Origin of the sequence: Roseospira goensis (assembly GCF_014197795.1) — a bacterium.
GTDB classification, from domain to species: Bacteria; Pseudomonadota; Alphaproteobacteria; order Rhodospirillales; family Rhodospirillaceae; genus Rhodospira; species Rhodospira goensis.
This window is the reverse complement of the sequence record NZ_JACIGI010000041.1, coordinates 1-20,602: the sequence shown is the minus strand read 5'-3', so window position 1 is coordinate 20,602 and position 20,602 is coordinate 1. Positions and strand designations below refer to the sequence as shown.

Here is a 20,602-nt window from a genome sequence, read left to right as displayed (position 1 = left end):
GCGGCCGCTACGCCGGCACCACCGGGTCGATGGGCGCGGCCGGCCACCCCAGCAGCCCTTCCAGCAGGGCAGCCCAGGAAAACAGCGCGGCCTCGGCCCGGGGCCGCGCCATGAGCTGAAGGCCCACCGGCAGCCCGGCCGCCGTGCTGCCGCAGGGGATCGAGATCACCGGGCAGCCCGTGAGGGTCAGCGTGTAGGTGATCCCCAGCCAGTCCACGTAGGTCTCGAAGCGGCGCCCGCCCGCTTCCTCCACGTACCGCTGTTCGACCGGGAACGGCGGCACCACCGTGGTCGGGCAGGCCAGCAGGTCGTGGGTCTCGAAGAACGCCGCCACCCGCGCCGCCAGCGCCGCCCGCCCGCGCTTGGCCGCGGACAGGTCGGCCTGGGTCTGGGCCAGGCCCTGCTCGATGTTCCAGACCACCTCGGGCTTGAGGCGGTCGCGGTGCGTCTCTAGCACCGGCCCCAACTGGGTGACGAAGGCATCGGCCCGGAGGGCCTGGAACACGGCGCGGGCGTCGGCGAAGTCCGGGCAGGCGTCGTCCACGGCCACCCCCGCGTCCTCGAACCGGCGCACGGCGGCCGCACAGATCGCGGCGATCTCGGGGTCCACGGGCCACAGCCCCAGATCCGGGCTCCAGCCGACGCGGCGCGGCGCCTGCGGGCGCTCGGCGGCGGCGAGGAACGGGTGGGCCGGGGCCTCCAGCGCCAGCGGATCGGCGGCCGTCGCCCCCGCCTGGGCGTCCAGCAGCACCGCGCAGTCCGCCACGTCGCGCGCCATCGGCCCCTCGACCGACAGCGGCGACCAGGGGTCGGCCGTGGGCGCCCGCGCCACCCGGCCGGGGCTGGGCCGCAACCCGACTACGCCGCAGAAGGCCGCCGGGATGCGCAGCGAGCCGCCCATGTCGGACCCGGTCGCCAGCCATGCCATGCCGGTCGCCAGCGCCACCGCCGCGCCGCCGGACGAGCCGCCGCAGGTCAGGCGGGTGTCATAGGGATTGCGGGTCGCCCCGAAGACGTCGTTGAAGGTGTTGGCGCCGGCCGCCCACTCCGGCGTGTTGGTCTTGCCCAGCACGACAGCGCCCCGCCGCTCCAGGGTCTCCACCAGCACGTCGGAGCGCCCGGGCACATGCTCGGCATACAGCGGCGAGCCGTAGGTGGTGCGCACCCCGGCCACGTCGGTCATGTCCTTGATCAACACCGGCAGCCCGGCCAACCAGCCCGGCCCGGCGACGTCCATCCCGGCGGCGTCCTCCATCACCCGGCGGGCGGCGGCGCGGGCGCGCTCCGGGCACAGCGTGGGCACGGCGTTGACCGCGCCGTCGACGGCGGCATGGCGCGCCAGCGCGGCGTCGATCAGCTCCGGCGGCGAAATCTCCCCGCGCTTGAGCAACGCCAGCACGGCGCGGGCGGACAGGCGGGTGAGGTCGTCGGAGGATGGCGGCATCGGTTCATCCCATATTGATGGGGGCTTACAGGCGGGACACCGTGCCGCATAGCCCGGCGGTTGTCACGACGAGGTCAGGTGCCCGGAGGACGGTACGTATTCGCATTGCGGGATTCGTGATTTGCCTACGATCAAAAGCATGAGACGGTGTGACCCCATGCCCACGGGTCCGGTCCGGACCGATGACGGACGGGGCGCCAAAGGATGGTCACGAATTCTGACCGGATATCTGCTTGAACCCCGAACCACGGTGCCTGATATGATGGATGGCAGCAGGGACGGCAGCCTCATGGAAAACCGCATCACCAAGCTCGAGGTCGAGTTCGGGTATGTCCGCCGCGACCTCGACGAGATCAAGACCGAGCTGAAGGACATCAGCCATCGTCTGGCCCGCATGCCCACGACCAACGGTTTGTGGGGCATGATCGCAACGGTGATCGGCGTGGCCCTGACCATGATCGGCATCACGGTCGGTGTGATCGCGCACCTGACCGCCACCCTGCCCTGATCCACCCGGACCCGCGACCGCCCTCACTCCCCGCTCAACCGCCCGATCAGGCGGCGCATGAAATCCTCGCAGCGGTCCAGGTGCGCCGCCTCGATGAACTCGTTCGGCTTGTGCGCCTGGGCGATGGAGCCGGGGCCGCAGACCACCGTCGGCACATCGGCCGTGGTCTGGAACAGGCCGGCCTCGGTGCCGAAGGCGACCTTGGCGTGGTCGTTGCGCCCCGCGAGGGCCTTGGCGAAGGCCACCACGTCGGCGTCGGCGCGGGTGTCCAGCGCCGGGAAGGCGGTCGCCTCGGTGATGGTGATCCCGGTCGACGGATCGACGGCGTGCATGCGCGGGTGCAGCTCGGCGTCCACGAAATCCTGGATCTCGGCCAGCAGCCGGGCGTGGTCGTCGGTGGGCAGATACCGGAACTCGAACCGGAAACGGCAGTCCAGCGGCACGATGTTCAGCGCCGTACCACCCTGAATGGTGCCGACGTGGATCGTCGTGTGAGGGATATCGAACTCGGGGTCGAACGGCCCGTCGGCCTCCAGCCGGCGCGCCATGCCCTTCATGTGGGCGATCAGTTCGGCCGCGTACTCGATGGCGTTGACCCCGCGCGGGGCGAGGCTGGAATGCGCCTCCAGGCCGCGCACGTGCACCGCGTAGCTGCGCTTGCCCTTGTGCGCGATCACCACCTCCATACTGGTGGGTTCACCGACGATGCACAGGCTGGGCCTGACCGCCTGGCCGTTCAGCATGTCGATGAGCCGGCGCACCCCGATGCAGCCCACCTCCTCGTCATAGGAGAACGCCAGATGCACCGGCGTGGTCAGCGGCGCGGCCACGAAATCCGGCACCATCGCCAGCGCCACGGCGACGAAGCCCTTCATGTCGGTGGTGCCGCGCCCGTACAGCCGGCCGTCGCGCTCGGTCAGCGTGAACGGGTCGGTGTGCCAATCCTGGCCGTCCACCGGCACCACGTCGGTATGCCCCGACAGCATCACCCCGCCCCTGTCGGTCGGCCCGATGGTGGCGTACAGGTTGGCCTTCTGGCCGTCCTCGCTCGGCACCAGGCGGCTCGCGACGCCGTGCTGTGACAGGTAGTCCTGGACGAAGGCCATCAGGTCAAGGTTGGAATTGCGGCTGGTGGTGTCGAAGCCGACGAGGCGACCCAGCATCTCGGTGCTGGTCAGACGGGCGGGGGGCACGACGGGGTTCCTTTCGGGGTTCTTACGGTCAGGCTCACGCCGTGTCGTTCAGATGGCAGGCCGACAGGCGCCCCGCGCCCACCGGCTTCGACGCCGGGCGCTCCACCCGGCAGCGGTCCATGGCGTGCGGACAGCGCGGGTGGAAGTGGCACCCCGGCGGCGGGTCCAGCGGCGACGGGATCTCGCCCTTGATCGGGGTGAACGCCTTCTTGCGGCCGTCGATGCGGGGCACCTGCTCCAGCAGGGCCTGGGTGTAGGGATGGTTGGGCGCCGCGAACAGGTCCGGCGTCGGCGCGATCTCCACCACCCGGCCCAGGTACATGATGACCACCCGGTCCGACAGGTGCTCGACCACGCTCAGGTCGTGACTGATGAACAGATAGGTCAGGTCCAGGTCCGCGCGCAGGTCCATGAACAGGTTCAGCACCTGGGCCTGGATCGACACGTCCAGCGCCGCCACGGCCTCGTCGCACACCAGGAACTCGGGCTTGACCGCCAACGCCCGGGCGATGCCGATGCGCTGGCGCTGGCCGCCGGAGAACTGGTGTGGATAGCGCCGCTTGAAGGCGGGGTCGAGGCCGACCCGGCGCATCACGTCGTCGACGTAGTCGTCCAGCGACGACCCCTCGTCGACCAGGCCATGCACGCGCGGCGCCTCGCCGACGATGTCGCGCACCCGCAGACGCGGGTTCAGCGAGGCGAACGGGTCCTGGAAGATCATCTGCACACCGAGGGCATACCGCTTCGCCTCCGCCCCCTCGCCGGCCCGCACCGCCGCCACGTCGCGGTCGCGGTAGTAGACGTGGCCGTCCGACTGCGGATGGATGCCGGCCACCACCCGGCCCAGGGTGGATTTGCCACACCCGCTCTCGCCGACCAGGCCGACCACCTCGCCCTGCCCCACGTCGAAACTGACGTGATCGACGGCGTGCACCACCTGCTCGCGGATGTGGGCACCCAGGCGGTTGGCGATCTTCTCGGCGAAGTCGAGATGCTTGACGAACCGCTTGGAGACGTCCTCCAGGCGCAGCAGCGGAGCCGCGGTCATGCCGGCACCTCCACGGCCTCGCCGGTCAGGTGCGGGTGGAAACAGCGCGCAGCGTGACCCGGCACCCGCTCCACCATGTCCGGCGGTTGCCGGCAGGCGGCGTCGGCGCGTGGGCAGCGGGTGCGGAACGCGCAGCCGGACGGCAACGCCAGCGGGCTCGGCGTCATGCCGGGAATCTGGCTCAGGCGCTGGCCGCGCCGGTTCTCGCTGGGGACGGAGCCGATCAGGCCGTGGGTGTAGGGATGCATGGGATGGTCTAGCACCTGGTCGGTGGAGCCGGTCTCGACCACCTTTCCCGCGTACATGACGGCGATGCGGTCGGCCAGCCCGGCCACCACGGCGAGGTCGTGGGTGATCCAGATCAGCGCGGTGCCGGTATCGCGGCACAGCGCCTGGACCTCGTACAGGATCTGGGCCTGCACGGTGACGTCGAGCGCGGTGGTCGGTTCGTCGGCGATGATGAGGTCGGGCGCGTTCAACAACGCGATGGCGATGGCGACGCGCTGGCGCATGCCGCCGGAGAACTGGTGCGGATAGGCGGTCAGGCGCTCGTCCGGGGCCGGAATGCCGACGCGGCCGAGCGCGTCGCGGCAACGCGCGCGGGCGGCCTTTTCCGAGACGCGCTCGTGCGCCCGGATGGCCTCGATCATCTGGGTGTCGATGCGCAGCACCGGGTTCAGGGTCATCATCGGGTCCTGGAAGATCATGGCGATCTCCCGCCCGCGCAGGGCGCGCATCCGGGCCTCGGACAGGCCCGCCAGGTCGCGACCCTTGTACAGCACGCGGCCGCCGGCGACGCGACCGGGCGGATCGACCAGGCCGATGATGGAAAAGCCGGTCACGGATTTGCCGGAGCCGCTCTCGCCGACGAGGCCCAGCACCTCGCCACGATCGACGCTGAAGCTGACCCCGTCCACGGCGGCGACGTCGCCGGCCTTGGAGCGGAACACGGTGCGCAGGTCCTCGACCGCCAGGGTCGGTGTGTGTTCGGGCATGGCGGGGCTCATCGGCGCAGGCGCGGGTTGAGAACGTCGCGAAGCTGGTCGCCCACCAGATTGATGGAGACGATCGTCACCAGCAGCGCCACGCCGGGGAAGAAGCTGATCCAGTACTGCCCCGACAGCATGTATTCGAACCCATTGGCGATCAGCAGGCCCAGCGAGGGCTCGGTGATCGGCACGCCGATGCCGAGGAAGGACAGCGTGGCCTCCAGCGCGATGGCGTGGGCCACCTGCACCGTCGCCACCACGATCAGCGGCGGCAGGCAGTTGGGCAGCAGGTGGCGGAACACCACCCGCCGCGTCGGCAACGCCAGACATTGCGCGGCCTCGATGTACTCGCGCCGGCGCTCGACCAGCGCGGTGCCGCGCACGGTGCGAGCGTAATAGGCCCACTGCACGGCCACCAGCGCGATCAGCACCTTGTCCACCCCCTTGCCCAGGATGGACAGCAGGATCAGCGCGATCAGGATGGCCGGAAAGCTGAGCTGGATGTCCACGATGCGCATGATGATCGTGTCCAGCCAGCCGCCGAAGTAGGCCGCCATCAGCCCCACCGACAGTCCGATGGCCAGCGCGATGACGGTGGATCCGGCGCCCACGGCCAGGCTCATGCGCAGCCCGAACATGATCGCCGACAGCATGTCGCGGCCCTGGTCGTCGGTGCCCAGCAGATAGGTGCCGAAGTTGGCGCTGGGGGCGCCCGGCGGCAGGTTGCCGTCCAGGATCGAGAGCTGCATCAGGTCGTAGGGGTTCTGCGGCGCGATCACGTTGGCGAACACCGCCAGCAGCGCGACCAGCACGAAGACCACGAACCCGCCCACGGCCAGCGGGCTTTCGGCGAAGTCGGACAGGAAGCGGCGCAGCGGCGTCTGGGTGCCCAGCGTGGCGGCCGAGCCCTCCTCCATCTCGCGCACATCCTCGGACAGCGCGTCGTAGTCGGTGGCGGCGGGGGACTCGGCGATGGCGGGGGCGTCCGTGCTTTGGCTCATGGCGCGCTACCCCTTGGTGTCCGACAGGCGGACCCGCGGGTCCAGGATGGAATACAGCACGTCGACCGCGAAGTTGATGACGATGAACAGGAACACCGTCAGCATCAGGTATGCCACCACCACCGGACGGTCGAGGTTGCCGATACTGTCGATCAGCAGCTTGCCGATGCCGGGCCAGGCGAACACGGTCTCGGTCACCACGGCGAAGGCGATGACGCTGCCCAGCTCCAGGCCCAGCACGGTGACCACCGGGATCATGATGTTCTTCATCACGTGCACGCCGACCACGCGGCGCTTGGTCAGGCCCTTGGCGCGGGCAAACTTGATGTAGTCCTGCAACATCACCTCGCGGGTGCCGGCGCGGGCCAGGCGAATGACCAGCGAGGTCTTGAACAGCGCCAGGTTGAGCGCCGGCAGGAACAGATGACTGAGGCCGTCCCAGGTCAGGAAGCTGACCGGCACCCCGGCCAGGTCCACGGTGTCGCCACGGCCGGCGGCCGGCAGCCAGCCCAGGAACACCGCGAACACCATGATGAGCATCAGGCCGACCCAGAACGTGGGCAGCGAGAAGCCCAGGATCGACCCGCCCATGATGATGCGCCCGACGGCACGGTCGGGATACAGCCCGGCGATCACCCCCAGCGGAATGCCCACCAGAATGGCCATCAGCATGGCGGCCACGGCCAACTCGAACGTCGCGGGGAAGCGGTCCAGGATCAGGGTCAGCGCCGACGTGCCGTGCACGAAGGAGGTGCCCAGGTCGCCCTGGAGCGCGTTGCCGAGGAAGATGCCGAACTGCTCCCACAGCGGCTTGTCCAGCCCCAGCCGGGCGATCGCGGCGGCCCGTTCGGCCTGATCGGCCTCCGGGTTGATGAGCACGTCGATGGGATTGCCGATGGCGTAGACGCCCAGGAAGACGATCGCCGCCATCAGGAACACCACCACCACGCTCTGCGTCAGGCGGCGGATGAAATAGACCAGCACGGACGGGCCTCTCTGTGCACGGAACGGCGCGGCACCGCCGCCGTCCGGACGGCATGGACCGGTCCCGGGTCCGGGACCGGTCCCGCCGGCGCGACGACGACGGGCCGACGGATCGGCGGCCGCCCTACTCGGCGGGGCGGATGCCCATGGCGAGCGTGTACTGGTCCGCCCGCGGGGTGTAGGTCAAGCCCTGACGGAAGGCCCAGGGTGTCACCTCGAAGTGCAGCGGCAGGATGGCGTACTGCTCCATGGCGTAGGCCGAGGCCTTCTGCAACACCGCCTCGCGCGCCGCCTCATCCACGGTCGACAGCGCCTCGTCCAGCATGGCGTCGAAGGTGGGATCGCTGTAGCGGCCACGGTTGGTGCCGCCGTAGCCCTTCTCGGGAATCGGCGAGGCCACCAGGGCCTTCAGCGGCGAGGACATCTCGCCGGTGCCGGCGCCCCAGCCGGCGAGGTAGACGCTGAACTCGTAGTTGTTGCGACGGCTGAAGAAGACCGACTTCGTCGTGGCGTCCACGGTGGTTGGCAGGCCCACCTGGGTGAACATCTGCGCGATCGCCTGTGCCACCTTGGCGTCGTTCATATAGCGGTCGTTCGGCGTGCCGATGACCACCTCGAAGCCGTCCTCGTAGCCGGCCTCCGCCAGCAGGGCCTTGGCCGCCGCCGGGTCGTAGGGATCGGGCTCCAGCGGGTTGGCGCCGAACATGCCCGGCGGCAGCAACTCGCCGGCCGGCACCGCGACCCCGTCCATGATCTTGGCGACGATGGCCTCGCGGTTGATGGCCTTGGACAGGGCCTCGCGCACACGGATGTCCAGCAGCGGGTTGCCGTCGACGCCGGTGATGCCCGGGGTCTCGCTGTCGTGCTGGTCCATGTGCAGGTAGATGACGCGGTTGGACATGCCCTGCACCACGTCGACGGCCGCATCCTCGCGCAGGCGCGGCAGGTCCTGCACCGGCGGCGCCTCGATCAGATCGACGTCGCCGGCCAGCAGGGCGGCCACGCGCGGGCCGGCGCTGGTGATGGGGCGATAGGTCACCGTGTCCCAGGGTTCGACCTCGCCCCAGTAGTCCGGGTTCTTCTTCAGCACCAGGCGTTCGCCCTTGACGAACTCCTCGAACTGGTACGGACCCGTCCCGTTCATCAGGGTGCCGTTGTTGAAGTCGTCGGTCTCCGGCCAAGAGTCGATGCCGGTGCAGCCATCGCGATCGAACGCGATGTCGCCGGTGATGCCCATGGTCGCGGCGGAGACGATGCCCCAGGTCGACAGCTCGGTCGGGATCAGCGGATAGGGACCATCCGTCTTGATGATGAGGGTGTGGTCGTCCGGCGCCTCCATGTCGGCGATCGCCTTGGTGTAGGCGGTGAAGGACGACGGGCTGTTGGGCACATTCGGGATGCGGCAGACGGTGTAGATCACGTCCTTGGCGGTGAACGGCGTGCCGTCGTGGAAGGTCACCCCCTCACGCAGCTTGAACTCCCACGTGGTGTCGTCGAGCGGCTGCCACGACTCCGCCAGCAGCGGGTACAGCCGCTGGGTCTCGTCCTGGCCCACCAGGGACTCGAAAATATGGTTCCGGATCGCGTTGTTCGGGGATAGATTGTGATAGTGCGGGTCCATGGCCGAGGGCTCGGCGGCGGCGCCGATCACGATGTCCTCGGCATTCACGGCCCCGGCGGTGGCCGTCAGGCCGACCGCGACGACGCCGGCCATCAGCAGCGTGGCTTTTGTCATAGGGGTTTTTCTCCCTGAGCATCCCTGTTTGCTGTCCGCCCGGCCCGGGTCGGCCTGTGCGGTCGCGGACCGCGACGGTCGCGCCGCGCTCCTGGGCGGTCGATGCGACGCGCGCCCGCACCCGGGCGCCCCTCCGTCTGCCGCATGACGCGGAAGACCCCGTCGAACCGTCAGGATACTCGCGCAGGGTTGCGGCGATTGCAACGACGGTGGCCGCGCTTGACAGGCGCGACACCCTCGGCGCAAGAGGAACGGCGTTCGATCCTCCCCGTCCGGTCAGTCAGGACCCCATGCAGACCACCGACATTCCCCGCGTCCTCGCCCTTCACCGCCCCGAAGCCGATGCCCCGCAGTGCCCCGTGGTGCTGGACAGCCCGCACAGTGGCACCGACTACCCCGACGATTTCGGCACCATCCTGTCTCCAGCGCTGTACCGCCGCGCCGAGGACACCCACATCGGCGCCCTGTACGACCACGCCCCGGCGCAGGGGGCCGTCCTGCTGGAGGCGCTGTTTCCGCGCGTCTACATCGACCCCAACCGCTCGCTGGACGACCTCGACCCGGCGCTGCTGGCCGAGCCCTGGCCGACGCCGCTGTCCCCGAGCGTGAAGACGCAGAACGGCCAGGGCCTGATCTGGCGCACCTGTCCCACCTGGGACGCGGCCCTGGACCTGTACGACCGCCGCCTGACCGTGGCCGAGGTGCGCCATCGCATCGAGACCTACTTCCAGCCCTACCACGCCGCGCTGAAGGCGGAACTGGACGCCGCCGTGGAGCGGTTCGGGGTGGTCTACCACCTGGACTGCCACTCGATGCCCAGCGTCTCCACGCCGATGTCGCCGGAAGGACCGGGGGTGACCCGCCCCGACTTCACCCTGGGCGACCGCCACGGCACCACCTGCGATCCGGCCTTCACCGAACTGGTGCGGGCGACTCTCGCCGGCCTGGGCTACCGCGTGACGGTCAACGATCCCTATGCGGGGGTCGAACTGGTGCGGGCCTATGCGGACCCCGCCCAGGGGCGGCACGCGCTCCAGGTCGAAATCAGCCGGGCGCTCTACATGGACGAGGACAGCTTCGCGCCCAACGGCGGCTACGCGGCGCTCAAGGCCGACCTGGAGCGGCTGGTGACGCGGGTCTGCGCCTACGTCCGCGAGCAGGCCCGGGCGTCGACCTAGAGCCGATTGTTCGAAATCGGAACCGCAGATGGGGTCCGATTTCGAACGTGGATCGGCTCTACATTATTGATTTTACAGCCGATTATCGCTACAAACCGAAATCGTGCCGCGATTCCGGTTTGTCGCAATCGGCTGTAACCGCACCCCAGGGCAGAGCCACGTGATCAATCGAACCACGCCGTGGTTCGACTGGTCGTGCGCCGCCGCGCGCAAGAAGACCGGCACGCGCGGCCAACGGAGGGGAGAGCCCGGCCATCGCACCCCGTCGGCGCAGTGTGTCCGGGGCGCAGTGTGTCCGGCGCGGCGGTGACCGGGCCGTCGCCCGCCGCGGTCACGGTCCCTCCGCGCCCACCTCGCGCGGCGGCGCCGTCTGGGTCGCCCGGTCGGTCAGGGTGTCGATGAGGCGCGCCAGGCAGGCCCGCTCGGTCTCGCTCAGGCCGGCCACCAGGCGCCGCTCGTAGTCCAGGGCGGCGGGAACGATGCGCTCGTAGATGCCGCGCCCGGCCTCGGTCAGCGTCAGGATGGACCGGCGGCGATCCCCGGGATCGGTCACCCGCGCCACCAGGCCGGCCTGGATCATGCGGCTGATGGCCCGGCTGACCTGGACCTTGTCCATGGCCGTGTGGGCCGCGACCGCATTGGCGGTGACGGCCGCGCCGGGACCGTCGAACTCGCCCAGGGTCGCCATGACCCGCCACTCCGGCACGGTGAGCCCGAAGCGCTCGCGGTAGGCCTCCGCCACCGCGTGGCTGATGGTGTTCGCCAGCACCGACAGCCGATAGGGCAGGAATGCCTCCAGGCGCAGGACCGGGCGCCCGCCCGGTCCGCCGGGCGCCGCACCGATCCATGACGTCCCGTCCGTCTCCATCCCCTCGCCGCTGTCCTGCATGTCGCTGCCGGTCCCGATCCGCCGTGTCCAGATTCCGCTTGGAATTGGTTTCATATGAAACTAATCTCAGTGTACGCCAGATACCGGGAAACACAAGCCTTTGCCACAGAGGGGTGCGCGCATGAAGACCTGGATCGCGTTTCCGCGCGTCGAGGGCACGGCCAGCCGCCAGGCCCACGCCGACCTGCCTGCCGGCACCTACGAGCGCGAGATCGGCCGCGAGGGCTTCTTCGGCCCGGCCTCCCAGCTTCACCATCGCCACCCGCCGACCGGCTGGACCCGGTTCGATGGGCCGCTGCGGCCGCGCGCCTACGACCTCACCAAACTGGACCGGGCCGTCGCCTCGCCGTTCGAGGCCCCGGTGGTGCTGTCCAACGCCGCCTGTCAGATCCGGCTGTGGCGTCCCGACGGCCGCATGGAGCATCTGGCGCGCAACACCGACGGCGATCAGGTGCTGTTCCTGCACGAAGGCCGGGGCGATCTGTTCTGCGACTACGGCCACCTGGCGGTACGGGACGGCGACTACGTCCTGCTGCCGCGCGGCACCGCCTGGCGGCTGGACTGTGACGGCGCCGCCACCATCCTGATGGTCGAGGCCACCAATGACGCCTTCGGCCTGCCGTCGAAGGGGCCGGTGGGCACCCATGCCATCTTCGACCCGGCCGTTCTGGATATCCCCCGCATCGACGAGGCCTTTCTGGACCAGCAGGACGAGCGCGAGTGGCATACCGTGGTCAAGCGCCGCAACCAGATGACCACCATCGTGCACCCGTTCAATCCTCTGGACGCGATCGGCTGGCACGGCGACCTCGCGCCGGTGCGCCTCAACTGGCGCGACATCCGCCCGCTGATGAGCGCGCGCTATCACGTGCCGCCGTCCGCCCACACCACGTTCCTGGCCGGGCGGCTGGTCATCTGCACGTTCTGCCCGCGCCCGATCGAGAGCGATCCGGGCGCCCTCAAACTGCCCTATTATCACTCGAATGACGACTATGATGAGTTTATTTTCTACCACAAGGGGCAGTTCTTCTCGCGCGACAACATCCACCCCGGCATGTCCACCTTCCACCCCGCCGGCTTCCCGCATGGTCCGCACCCCGGGGCCTACAAGACCGCGATGGAATACGCCCGCAAGGAAACCGACGAGGTGGCGGTGATGGTCGACACCCGCGACTTCCTCGACCCCGGCGACCTGCCCGAGGGCGTCGAGGTGCCCGACTACGCCGACTCCTGGAAGGCCAAGCCAGCGGCGGAGTAGCGCGCCCGCCGCCCCTACGCGAACGGGGACTCCATGAAACTTGCTTCCCTCAAGGACGGCCGCGACGGCCGACTGGTGGTCGTCTCGCGCGACCTGAGCCGCTGCGTCCCGGTACCCACCGTGGCGACGACGCTGCAAGCCGCCCTGGACGACTGGGCGCGGGCCGCCCCCCTGCTGGCGGCGGCCGCCCTGGCCCTCGACGCCGGCGACCAGGGCGCGGGCGTCATGCCCTTTGACCCGGCGGCCTGCGCCGCCCCCCTGCCCCGGGCCTACCAGTGGGCCGACGGCTCCGCCTACGTGAACCACGTCGAGCTGGTGCGCCGGGCCCGCGGTGCCGAACTGCCGGAGAGCTTCTGGCACGATCCGCTCCTGTACCAGGGCGGCTCGGACACCCTGCTGGGGCCGTGCGATCCGATCCGCCTGGCCGACGATCAGGGCTGGGGCATCGACTTCGAAGGCGAAATCGCGGTCATCACCGACGACGTGCCCATGGGCGTCTCCGAGACCGCCGCCGCCGGCCACATCGCGCTGCTGATGTTGGTGAACGACGTGTCGCTGCGCGGCCTGATCCCGGGCGAACTCGCCAAGGGCTTCGGCTTCTTCCAGTCCAAGCCGTCCAGCGCCTTCTCGCCCGTGGCGGTCACGCCGGACGACCTCGGCGACGCCTGGGACGGGGGCAGGGTCCATCGCCCGCTGCTGTCGTTCGTCAACGGCGAGCCGTTCGGCCGGCCGGACGCCGGCCGGGACATGACGTTCGACTTTCCGCGCCTGATCGCGCATGCGGCCCGCACCCGGCCGTTGGGGGCGGGAACCATCATCGGCTCCGGCACGGTGTCCAACAAGCAGGGCACCGGTCACGGCTCGGCGATCGCCGACGGGGGGGTCGGCTACGCCTGCCTCGCCGAGGTGCGCATGATCGAGACCATCCGCGACGGCCAGCCGACGACCCCCTTCCTGCGCTTCGGCGACCGGGTGCGCCTGGAGATGGAGGACGCCGAAGGGCGGTCCATCTTCGGCGCCATCGACCAGACCGTGACACGCTACCCGGGACCGTAGGTAACCATGCGGCTGTACACCTACTGGCGCTCGTCGGCGGCGCAACGGGTCCGCATCGCCCTGCATCTCAAGGGCGTGGCCTACGACCCGGTGCCCGTGCACCTGCGTCGCGGCGAGCAGCGCGGGGCGGCGCATGCGGCCCGCAATCCGCAGCGCCTGGTCCCGGCCCTGGAGCTGGACGACGGCACCGTGCTGACGCAGTCCCTGGCGATCATCGAGTATCTGGAGGAGACGCACCCAGCGCCGCCGCTGCTGCCGGCCGACGCGCGCGGTCGCGCGCGGGTGCGGGCGCTTGCCCAGGCCGTCGCCTGCGACATCCATCCGGTCCAGAACCTGCGCGTGCTGTCGCATCTGACCGGCGCGTGCGGTCTCGACGAGGACACCAAGACGGCCTGGGCCCGGCACTGGATCGAGACCGGGCTTGCGGCCGTGGAGCGCCTTCTGGCCGACTCGGCGGAGACTGGGCGCTTCTGCCACGGGGACACCCCGACGCTGGCGGACTGCTGCCTGATCCCGCAGCTCTTCAACGCGCGCCGCTTCGGCTGCGATCTGTCGGCCCTGGAGACGGTCGGGCGCATTGACTCGGCCTGCGCCGCCCTGCCCGCCTTCCGGCGCGCCGCCCCCGACGCCCAGCCGGACGCCGAGTAGCCCGGCTCAGGCGGCGCTGGTCGGGGCAGTCCCGTCCGGGGTCGCCTCCCCGGTCATGTACGGCCGGTACTGCATGTCCTCGCCCAGGATATGACGGCGCAGCCACTCCGACAGGAACGCCAGCAGCGGTTCGACGTGCGGCGCATCGGGCGGCGCCGACAGGAACTTCTGTTCGAAGCTGACCATGCGGCGGCGGATGTCGCGGTGAATCGCGACGTGATGCGCGGTGTCCGGATACCGGCTCAGCCGCATCAGCCGTTCCTCGCGGGCGAAGTGGTACTCGGTGTAGCGCACTAACTCGTGCACGATCTCTCCGGCCGTCAGGTCGGCCGGCTCGCCCCGGGCCACCGCGTCGAGCTGGTTCAGCAAGGCGATCAGCCGCCGATGATCCTCGTCCAGCGCCTCGACGCCCACGCTCATGGCCGGCGTCCATTCGATCAAAGCCATCGCCTGGTCCCCTCGCGCCTGGGGGTGGTCTGCCGACGCCGCGGACGCCGCGGCGTCGCCCGTCCGACGCCCGCCTGCTGTCCACCCGACGTGGACCGCACACCGGGCTGGACCGGGCGCGGCCGGCAACTGTCGCGCCGGCGCAACGGTCGTCATCCTCAACACATTCAGCGTGGATGCGGCGTTGCGAAAGCGCAATGCGTCCGATCATATTTTCTGGACGCATGGCCGGAGACGAGGGGGGATGGCCACGGCCTCGACGCCACCGCGGGCGATGCCAGGCGAGGGCGGCGACTCGGCGGTGGTGCTGAGGTCAGACTGCTCGACGGTGGGACGACGGATCACGGGGGGCGCGCAGCAGGGCGCGCCGACGATTTCTTATTGTGCACCGCAATATACCTGGAAGGCACTGGTATTTTTTGCATTTCGCCCTTTACAGCGGGCTCCGGATCGGCCATATATCGCATTGCAGCACGGGGTCCCTTCGCGCCGCGAAGCCGTGTTGTGTATCTTGGACGTTTCCTCCCTAAACTTGGGCCGTGCTCGCGCGCGGCCCTTTTTTTGCGTGACCGGCCGGGCCGGCGCCAGCGCGGTCCCGGCGGTGTCCTTGGCGATGGCGGCCCTCCTGACCGAATGGTATAGTCGGAGACTCGCGAGGGAGCGGTGGGAACCGAGTCAGGGAGCGGGCCGCGGCGCGGCGCCCGACGGGGGGCGTGGCGGTGCGCAGGTCCGGATCCAGGCCCGGACTCGGGCCCGCACGGGAAGCCGGCGGAAAGTCGTTTGTCTGGAGGGCGGGAGTACCATGACCGTAGTGTGGACCGACGAGCGCGTCGAAGAGTTGAAACGACTCTGGGGCGAGGGCCTCACGACCGGGGAGATCGGTAAGGCCCTCGGCGTCTCTAAGAACGCGGTCGTGGGCAAGGCGCACCGTCTCGGGCTCAAGGGACGGCCGTCGCCGATCAAGCGGGTCAAGCAGCAGAAGGCCAAACCGGAACCCAAGATCCGGTCGGTGATTGATCTGTCGGCCCACACCTGCCGATGGCCCATCGGCGATCCCCGTGAGCCCGGCTTCCATTTCTGCGGTAAGCCGGCCATTCCGGGCAAACCCTACTGTTCGGAACACGCCGCGATCGCCTACGTCAATTCGTCCAGCCGTTCCAGCAAGGACGAGGACGCGGCCTGACGGCACCCGCCGCGGGCACGCTCCCCCGTCCGACCCCGGCCGATGGATGCCGGGCGGCACCCTCCGCAGGGGCGGCCAGGGCCGCTGGGCCGCGTCCGCCACCCCGAAAGAGCCCCGATGATGCCGTCTGATCCCCCCGCCGCGGCCGCCGCGCCCGGGCCGTCTGGCGCCCCGGGCACGCGCCGATACCCCGACCCGCGGTCGCGCACCGTGGCTGTCCTGCTGACCGCGCTGGTCGCGTTCGGGCCGGTGTCGACGGACCTGTACCTGCCCTCGGTGCCGGCCATGGTCGACGCCTTCGACACCACGGTCAGCCGCGCCCAGTTGACCCTGTCGGTGTTCATGGCCGGATTCGCGGTCGGCATGTTGCTGTATGGCCCCCTGACCGACCGCTTCGGCCGGCGTCCGGTGCTGATCGGCGGCGTGCTGGTCTACCTGGCCGCCTCCCTGGCCTGCCTTCTGGCCCAGAGCATCGACGGCCTGATCGCGGCCCGCTTCTTCCAGGCCGTCGGCGCCTGCTGCGGCCCCGTCATCGGCCGCGCCGTGGTGCGCGACGTCTACGACCGCAGCGAGGCGGCGCGCATGCTGTCGCTGATGGCCTCGGCCATGGCGCTGGCGCCGGCCCTGGCCCCGATCGTCGGCGGCTGGCTGTTCACGCTGTTCGGCTGGCGCGCCAACTTCGTGCTCCTGGTGCTGTTCGGCGTCGGCGTCCTGGTCGCCACCTGGCTGCTGCTGGGCGAGACCAACCGACACAAGGACCGCGGCGCGACCCGCCCCGGCCGCGTCCTTGAGACCTACCGCTGTCTGCTGCGCAGCCGCGCCTTCCTGGGTTACGCGCTGGTGGTCAGCTTCGGGTTCGCCGGCCTGTTCTCGTTCATCAGCGGCTCGTCGTTCGTCATCATCGACGTGCTGGGCGTGGATCCGGCCCGGTTCGGCTTCGCCTTCATGGTCGTTATCGCCGGCTACATCCTGGGGGCCTCCACAGGCGGCCGGCTGGCCGGGCGGCTGGGCCTCGACCGGCTGATTCTGGCCGGGACGGTGGTGGCCGTCGGCGCCGGGGGCGGCGCCGCCGTCCTCGCCTGGGCCGACATCCAGTCGCTGGCCGCGCTGCTGCCGTTCATGAGCGCCTATTTCTTCGCCGTGGCCTGGATCATCCCGCTCGGCACCGCAGGCGCAATGGGACCGTTCCCGCGCACCGCCGGGGCGGTGTCCTCGCTGCTCGGCTTCATCCAGATGACCGTGGGCGCGACCGCCGGCTACCTGGTGGGCGCGCTGCATGACGGCACCACCCGCACCCTGACCACCATCATGGCGCTGATGGGCGTCTGCGCCCTGACCGCGGTGGTGGCCCTGGTGCGACGCACACCGGCGCCGACACCCGGGGAGGCACCACGGGACGTCCCCCGGGGCGAGCCGCGGAAGCCGGCCTCTGCCGAATGACCACGCCCCCTCCCCGGCGCGGGGGCACCCCTTCAGACCACCGCAGCGGGAGGTCCGCGTGACGCCTGAGATCGTGACGGTCTTCGCCATCCTGGCCGCCACCATCGTGTTGTTCGTCAGTGACCGGATCCGCCTCGACGTGGTGGCGGTGCTGGCGGTGCTGGCCCTGGCCCTGACCGGGTTGGTCACACCCCAGCAGGCGGTGGCCGGGTTCGGCGCCACCGTCGTGGTGCTGATCGGCGGTCTGTTCGTCGTCGGCGAGGGCCTGTTCCGGACCGGCGTGGCGTTTCGCGTCGGCGACTGGCTGGTGGACACCGCCGGCACCGGCGAGGTGCGCCTGCTGGTGCTGCTGATGGCCGTGGTCGCCGGGCTATCGGCGGTCATGAGCAGCACCGGCGCGGTCGCCATCTTCATCCCGGTGGCGCTGCGTCTGGCGGTCAAGGCCGGCCTGGCGCCCGGCCGACTGATGATGCCGCTGTCGCTGGCCTCGCTGATCGGCGGTATGCTGACCCTGATCGGCACACCGCCGAACCTGGTGGTCGCGACCCAGCTCCAGCGCGCCGGCTACGAGCCCTTCGGCTTCTTCGACTTCACCGGGCCGGGCCTTGTGGTGCTGACGCTGGGTCTGGCCTACATGCTGACCGTGGGACGGCGCCTGCTGCCGGGCCGGGGCACGGCCAACCCCGACCGCGGGTCACGCCGCACCCTCGCAGCCCTGGCCGAGCAGTACGGCATCGCCGGCAAGCTGGTGCGCCTGCGCCTGACCACGGGGTCGTCGCTGGTCGGCCAGACGGTGGCCGAGGCGGCGCTGCGCACCCGCCACGGCATCACGGTTCTGGGCTTCGAGGCCCCCGGCCGTCTCGGCGACGGGGCCGCGCCCGCCCTGGCGCAGAGCCGGTTCCGGGCCGGGCAGGTGCTGTACGCGGTCCACAGCGCCGACGACGCGGCCGGGCTGGCGGCGATCGCCGGCGCCCTGGGCCTGGAGCCGCTGCCCCTGGAGGGGCGCGACCACCGCGTCATGGCGCGCGACATCGGCCTCGCCGACGTGCTGCTGACCCCCGAGAGCGGCCTGATCGGCAAGACCCTGAAGGACACGCGCTTCCGCCATCGCCACGGGCTCGGCGTTCTGGCGGTCAAGCACAAGGGCCGCGTCGTGCCCGGCAACTTCGCCACCCGGCGGCTGCGCTTCGGCGACGCCCTGCTGGTCGGCGGCGGCTGGAAGGAGATCGCCGCCCTGCGCGAGGCCCGCCACGATTTCCTGGTCCTGCGCCTGCCGGAGGAGCTGGACGAGATCGCGGAAGCGCCCGAGAAGGCGCCGCACGCCCTCGTCATCACCCTGCTGATGCTGGGCCTGATCACCTTCGAGGTCGTGCCCACGGTCATGGCCGTGCTGGGGGCGGCGGTGGCCATGGTGCTGTCGGGCGCGGTCTCCGGCGCCGGCGTTTACCGCGCCGTCAACTGGCAGAGCCTGGTCCTGATCGCCGGCATGCTGCCGATGGCGACGGCGCTGGAGAGTACCGGGGCCATGGACCTGATCGTCACCGGCCTGGTGGATAGCCTGGGGGCGGTGGGGCCGACGGCGTTGCTGGCCGGACTGGTGGTGCTGACCTCGGTGTTCAGCCAGGTCATCAGCAACACCGCCACCACGGTGCTGGTGGCGCCGATGGCGATCGGGGCGGCGGAGACGCTGGGGGTGTCGCCCTATCCCCTGCTGATGGGGGTGGCGATTGCGGCCTCCACGGCGTTCTCGACCCCGGTGGCGTCGCCGGTGAACACCCTGGTGCTGGGGCCGGGGGCGTACCGGTTCAACGACTTCCTCAAGGTCGGTGTGCCGTTGCAGGTCCTGGTCATCCTGCTGGCGATCCTCATCGTGCCGCTGTTCTTCCCGTTCTGAGCCCGGCCGGCCCGCGCGCCGGCCCTGCCCCTCCTCGGCCCTACCCCTCCTCGGCCCTACCCCTCCTCGGCCAGGGCCTCGATGGCCTCCATGTCGGCATCGGAGAAGCCGAAATGGTGGCCGATCTCGTGGATCAGCACGTGCCGGATCACGTGGGTCAGGTCCTCGCCGGTCTCGCACCAGTAGTCCAGGATCGGCGCCCGGTAGAGGAACACCATGTCCAGGTGCTGCGGGGCGTCGGCCACGCTCTTGTATGGGAGCGCCACCCCCTGGTAAAGGCCGAGCAGATCGAACGGGCTGTCGAGATCCATCTCGGCGCACACCTCCTCGTCCGGGAACTCCTCGACCCGGATCACCAGCCCCTCGGTCCTCTGGCGCAACGGCGCGGGGATGGTGTCGAGCGCCGCACGGGCCAGGGCATCCACGTCGGCCAGGCTGGGCGGGGTGGTGAAACGGCGGGGATCATCGGGCATCGGGCGGCGCCTCCGGGACAGCGGCGGGGGTTGATCGAACGGCGGTCACGGCCAATGTGCCGGTGTACCACGGCGCCGCCCGTTCGGGCACGCGTCCCCCCATCGTCCCCGGGTCCAACACACGGATCGAACAAAGGAGATCGGCATGGCCGCGACACTGTCGGAGACCGCCCGCACCGAGGCCCTGGCCAGCCTGCCCGGCTGGTCGGCCGTCCAGGGCCGCGACGCCATCCACAAGACCTTCGTGTTCAAGGACTTCAACGAGGCCTTCGGCTTCATGAGCCGCGCCGCCCTGGTGGCCGAGAAGGCCGACCACCATCCGGAATGGTCCAACGTCTACAAGACCGTCGAGGTCACCCTGTCCACCCACGACGCCGGCGGCGTGACGGACAAGGACATCGCCCTGGCCCGCGCCATGAACGCCATCGCCGGACCCTGACGGACGCCGGGCCGTCCGAGGGGTTAGCGCGCGGCCAGCAGGCGCACGCCGAACAGCACGAACAGCGCGCCGGCCGCGGCCTCGATGGTCCGCCGGCCGCGGATGTACAGGCGCCGCGGCGTGGCGTGCCCCAGGCTCCAGGCCACCAGCCCGTACCACACACCCGACACGACGACCATGGTCGCCACCATTGCCACCGACAGGCCCGCGGTCGGATCGGGCGGCAGCACGGCGGCAAACAGGCTGGCGACGAAGGTCCCGCTCTTGGGGTTCGTGGCCACCGTCACGAACCCCCGCGCCAGCGCCCGGCCCGGGGCCAGGGGGCGGGCCGGCACGGCGCCGCCGGACGGCGCGCCCACGGGGGCGGCCCGCCGGGCAGACCACAGCAGGCGGGCGCCGAGCCAGATCAGGTACAGCCCGCCGACGACCTTGAACACCAGATAGGTCCAGGGCACGGCGACGAACAGCACGCCGATGCCCAGCACACCGACGCTGCCCCACAGCGCCGTGCCGAGCATCAGGCCCGCGACCGCCCACAGGGCGGCGCGCCGTGAGGCAGTGACGGCCGCATGGCTGACCACCAGGAAGTTCGGCCCCGGGGTCACCACGGCGACACCCCACAGCAGGGCGACCGACAGCAGGATGGCAGTCATGGGCGGCTCCTGGTCCTCACGAGGGTGCGGTACGCCCGCGCGCCGCGGCACCGCTGTGTAGGTCCAGGCAGATGTGAGACTGGGTGAGCCGCGCTTGCACCGGGCTGGGGGCATGCCCCCAGCCCGGTGCGAATTCGGTTTA

Annotated in this window: 20 protein-coding genes; 9 read left to right on the top strand and 11 right to left on the bottom strand. The window is 70.5% G+C overall.

The features are described from left to right. Positions 1 to 7 precede the first annotated feature (7 nt). Positions 8 to 1,444: an amidase gene (locus GGD88_RS16380; RefSeq protein WP_184437440.1), complete on the bottom strand. Its 1,437-nt coding sequence runs from the start codon at positions 1,442 to 1,444 to the stop codon at positions 8 to 10. Positions 1,445 to 1,733: 289 nt separating this feature from the next. On the opposite strand from GGD88_RS16380, the gene GGD88_RS16375 reads away from it, so the two are divergent. Then, positions 1,734 to 1,952 (top strand): hypothetical protein, encoded by a 219-nt coding sequence (locus GGD88_RS16375; RefSeq protein ID WP_184437438.1) that lies wholly within the window; start codon positions 1,734 to 1,736, stop codon positions 1,950 to 1,952. Between the two features lie 23 nt (positions 1,953 to 1,975). Here the strand turns inward: GGD88_RS16375 and argE are convergent, their stop codons facing one another. The 6 genes from argE to GGD88_RS16345 all read right to left on the bottom strand — a co-directional run bounded on the left by argE (position 1,976) and on the right by GGD88_RS16345 (position 8,902). Beyond that, positions 1,976 to 3,145: an acetylornithine deacetylase gene (gene argE / locus GGD88_RS16370; RefSeq protein WP_343056404.1), complete on the bottom strand. Its 1,170-nt coding sequence runs from the start codon at positions 3,143 to 3,145 to the stop codon at positions 1,976 to 1,978. Positions 3,146 to 3,179: 34 nt separating this feature from the next. Continuing rightward, positions 3,180 to 4,193: an ABC transporter ATP-binding protein gene (locus GGD88_RS16365; protein ID WP_184437436.1), complete on the bottom strand. Its 1,014-nt coding sequence runs from the start codon at positions 4,191 to 4,193 to the stop codon at positions 3,180 to 3,182. Then, complete coding sequence (locus GGD88_RS16360; RefSeq protein ID WP_184437434.1) at positions 4,190 to 5,188, bottom strand: ABC transporter ATP-binding protein; 999 nt, start codon at positions 5,186 to 5,188, stop codon at positions 4,190 to 4,192. Before GGD88_RS16360 ends, GGD88_RS16365 begins: the two co-directional genes overlap by 4 nt. Positions 5,189 to 5,196: 8 nt before the next feature. Continuing rightward, the gene (locus GGD88_RS16355; RefSeq protein ID WP_425502608.1) at positions 5,197 to 6,183 is read right to left on the bottom strand and encodes an ABC transporter permease; all 987 of its coding nucleotides are present in this window, start codon (positions 6,181 to 6,183) and stop codon (positions 5,197 to 5,199) included. A gap of 6 nt (positions 6,184 to 6,189) precedes the next feature. Then, entirely contained in the window at positions 6,190 to 7,167 is a 978-nt protein-coding gene (locus GGD88_RS16350; RefSeq protein ID WP_184437432.1) for an ABC transporter permease subunit, read from the bottom strand. A gap of 124 nt (positions 7,168 to 7,291) precedes the next feature. Continuing rightward, a complete protein-coding gene (locus tag GGD88_RS16345) occupies positions 7,292 to 8,902 on the bottom strand; it encodes an ABC transporter substrate-binding protein (RefSeq protein WP_184437430.1) in 1,611 nt (536 codons plus the stop codon). 290 nt (positions 8,903 to 9,192) lie between these two features. On the opposite strand from GGD88_RS16345, the gene GGD88_RS16340 reads away from it, so the two are divergent. After that, the gene (locus tag GGD88_RS16340) at positions 9,193 to 10,080 is read left to right on the top strand and encodes an N-formylglutamate amidohydrolase (RefSeq protein ID WP_184437428.1); all 888 of its coding nucleotides are present in this window, start codon (positions 9,193 to 9,195) and stop codon (positions 10,078 to 10,080) included. A gap of 331 nt (positions 10,081 to 10,411) precedes the next feature. Here GGD88_RS16340 and GGD88_RS16335 read toward each other — a convergent pair whose 3' ends face one another. Next, positions 10,412 to 10,969, bottom strand: coding sequence for a MarR family winged helix-turn-helix transcriptional regulator (locus tag GGD88_RS16335; protein WP_221237196.1), 558 nt, complete (start codon positions 10,967 to 10,969; stop codon positions 10,412 to 10,414). A gap of 121 nt (positions 10,970 to 11,090) precedes the next feature. Here GGD88_RS16335 and GGD88_RS16330 point away from each other — a divergent pair, with 121 nt between their 5' ends. From GGD88_RS16330 to maiA, 3 genes are read left to right on the top strand one after another with little or no spacing between them, the layout of a single operon-like run. Beyond that, positions 11,091 to 12,227: a homogentisate 1,2-dioxygenase gene (locus GGD88_RS16330; protein ID WP_184437426.1), complete on the top strand. Its 1,137-nt coding sequence runs from the start codon at positions 11,091 to 11,093 to the stop codon at positions 12,225 to 12,227. Between the two features lie 33 nt (positions 12,228 to 12,260). Next, positions 12,261 to 13,283 carry a fumarylacetoacetate hydrolase family protein gene (locus GGD88_RS16325; protein ID WP_184437423.1) on the top strand — a complete coding sequence of 341 codons (1,023 nt, stop codon included), beginning with the start codon at positions 12,261 to 12,263 and terminating at the stop codon, positions 13,281 to 13,283. Positions 13,284 to 13,289: 6 nt separating this feature from the next. After that, positions 13,290 to 13,931: a maleylacetoacetate isomerase gene (maiA, locus tag GGD88_RS16320; protein WP_184437421.1), complete on the top strand. Its 642-nt coding sequence runs from the start codon at positions 13,290 to 13,292 to the stop codon at positions 13,929 to 13,931. Between the two features lie 6 nt (positions 13,932 to 13,937). On the opposite strand, the gene GGD88_RS16315 is transcribed toward maiA, so the two are convergent. Beyond that, positions 13,938 to 14,378 carry a bacteriohemerythrin gene (locus GGD88_RS16315; RefSeq protein WP_184437419.1) on the bottom strand — a complete coding sequence of 147 codons (441 nt, stop codon included), beginning with the start codon at positions 14,376 to 14,378 and terminating at the stop codon, positions 13,938 to 13,940. Positions 14,379 to 15,180: 802 nt separating this feature from the next. Here GGD88_RS16315 and GGD88_RS16310 point away from each other — a divergent pair. The 3 genes from GGD88_RS16310 to GGD88_RS16300 all read left to right on the top strand — a co-directional run bounded on the left by GGD88_RS16310 (position 15,181) and on the right by GGD88_RS16300 (position 18,895). Further along, positions 15,181 to 15,561 (top strand): GcrA family cell cycle regulator, encoded by a 381-nt coding sequence (locus GGD88_RS16310; RefSeq protein ID WP_184437417.1) that lies wholly within the window; start codon positions 15,181 to 15,183, stop codon positions 15,559 to 15,561. 210 nt (positions 15,562 to 15,771) lie between these two features. Further along, a complete protein-coding gene (locus tag GGD88_RS16305; protein WP_343056403.1) occupies positions 15,772 to 17,001 on the top strand; it encodes a multidrug effflux MFS transporter in 1,230 nt (409 codons plus the stop codon). A 58-nt stretch (positions 17,002 to 17,059) separates the two neighbouring features. Beyond that, complete coding sequence (locus GGD88_RS16300) at positions 17,060 to 18,895, top strand: SLC13 family permease (protein ID WP_184437412.1); 1,836 nt, start codon at positions 17,060 to 17,062, stop codon at positions 18,893 to 18,895. Between the two features lie 56 nt (positions 18,896 to 18,951). On the opposite strand, the gene GGD88_RS16295 is transcribed toward GGD88_RS16300, so the two are convergent. After that, positions 18,952 to 19,368 (bottom strand): metallopeptidase family protein, encoded by a 417-nt coding sequence (locus GGD88_RS16295; RefSeq protein WP_184437410.1) that lies wholly within the window; start codon positions 19,366 to 19,368, stop codon positions 18,952 to 18,954. Between the two features lie 139 nt (positions 19,369 to 19,507). Between GGD88_RS16295 and GGD88_RS16290 the strand changes: the two genes are divergently transcribed. Then, positions 19,508 to 19,807: a 4a-hydroxytetrahydrobiopterin dehydratase gene (locus GGD88_RS16290; RefSeq protein ID WP_343056405.1), complete on the top strand. Its 300-nt coding sequence runs from the start codon at positions 19,508 to 19,510 to the stop codon at positions 19,805 to 19,807. A gap of 23 nt (positions 19,808 to 19,830) precedes the next feature. Here the strand turns inward: GGD88_RS16290 and GGD88_RS16285 are convergent, their stop codons facing one another. Further along, positions 19,831 to 20,460 carry a LysE family transporter gene (locus GGD88_RS16285; protein WP_184437406.1) on the bottom strand — a complete coding sequence of 210 codons (630 nt, stop codon included), beginning with the start codon at positions 20,458 to 20,460 and terminating at the stop codon, positions 19,831 to 19,833. Positions 20,461 to 20,602 lie beyond the last annotated feature (142 nt).

Coding starts and splice junctions, on each gene's coding strand:
- GGD88_RS16345 (WP_184437430.1), bottom strand. CDS start 8,902: ATGACAAAAGCCACGCTGCTGATGGCCGGCGTCGTCGCGGTCGGCCTG.
- GGD88_RS16315 (WP_184437419.1), bottom strand. CDS start 14,378: ATGGCTTTGATCGAATGGACGCCGGCCATGAGCGTGGGCGTCGAGGCG.
- GGD88_RS16360 (WP_184437434.1), bottom strand. CDS start 5,188: ATGCCCGAACACACACCGACCCTGGCGGTCGAGGACCTGCGCACCGTG.
- GGD88_RS16380 (WP_184437440.1), bottom strand. CDS start 1,444: ATGCCGCCATCCTCCGACGACCTCACCCGCCTGTCCGCCCGCGCCGTG.
- GGD88_RS16375 (WP_184437438.1), top strand. CDS start 1,734: ATGGAAAACCGCATCACCAAGCTCGAGGTCGAGTTCGGGTATGTCCGC.
- GGD88_RS16325 (WP_184437423.1), top strand. CDS start 12,261: ATGAAACTTGCTTCCCTCAAGGACGGCCGCGACGGCCGACTGGTGGTC.
- GGD88_RS16330 (WP_184437426.1), top strand. CDS start 11,091: ATGAAGACCTGGATCGCGTTTCCGCGCGTCGAGGGCACGGCCAGCCGC.
- GGD88_RS16335 (WP_221237196.1), bottom strand. CDS start 10,969: ATGCAGGACAGCGGCGAGGGGATGGAGACGGACGGGACGTCATGGATC.
- GGD88_RS16365 (WP_184437436.1), bottom strand. CDS start 4,193: ATGACCGCGGCTCCGCTGCTGCGCCTGGAGGACGTCTCCAAGCGGTTC.
- maiA (WP_184437421.1), top strand. CDS start 13,290: ATGCGGCTGTACACCTACTGGCGCTCGTCGGCGGCGCAACGGGTCCGC.
- GGD88_RS16355 (WP_425502608.1), bottom strand. CDS start 6,183: ATGAGCCAAAGCACGGACGCCCCCGCCATCGCCGAGTCCCCCGCCGCC.
- GGD88_RS16285 (WP_184437406.1), bottom strand. CDS start 20,460: ATGACTGCCATCCTGCTGTCGGTCGCCCTGCTGTGGGGTGTCGCCGTG.
- GGD88_RS16295 (WP_184437410.1), bottom strand. CDS start 19,368: ATGCCCGATGATCCCCGCCGTTTCACCACCCCGCCCAGCCTGGCCGAC.
- GGD88_RS16340 (WP_184437428.1), top strand. CDS start 9,193: ATGCAGACCACCGACATTCCCCGCGTCCTCGCCCTTCACCGCCCCGAA.
- GGD88_RS16310 (WP_184437417.1), top strand. CDS start 15,181: ATGACCGTAGTGTGGACCGACGAGCGCGTCGAAGAGTTGAAACGACTC.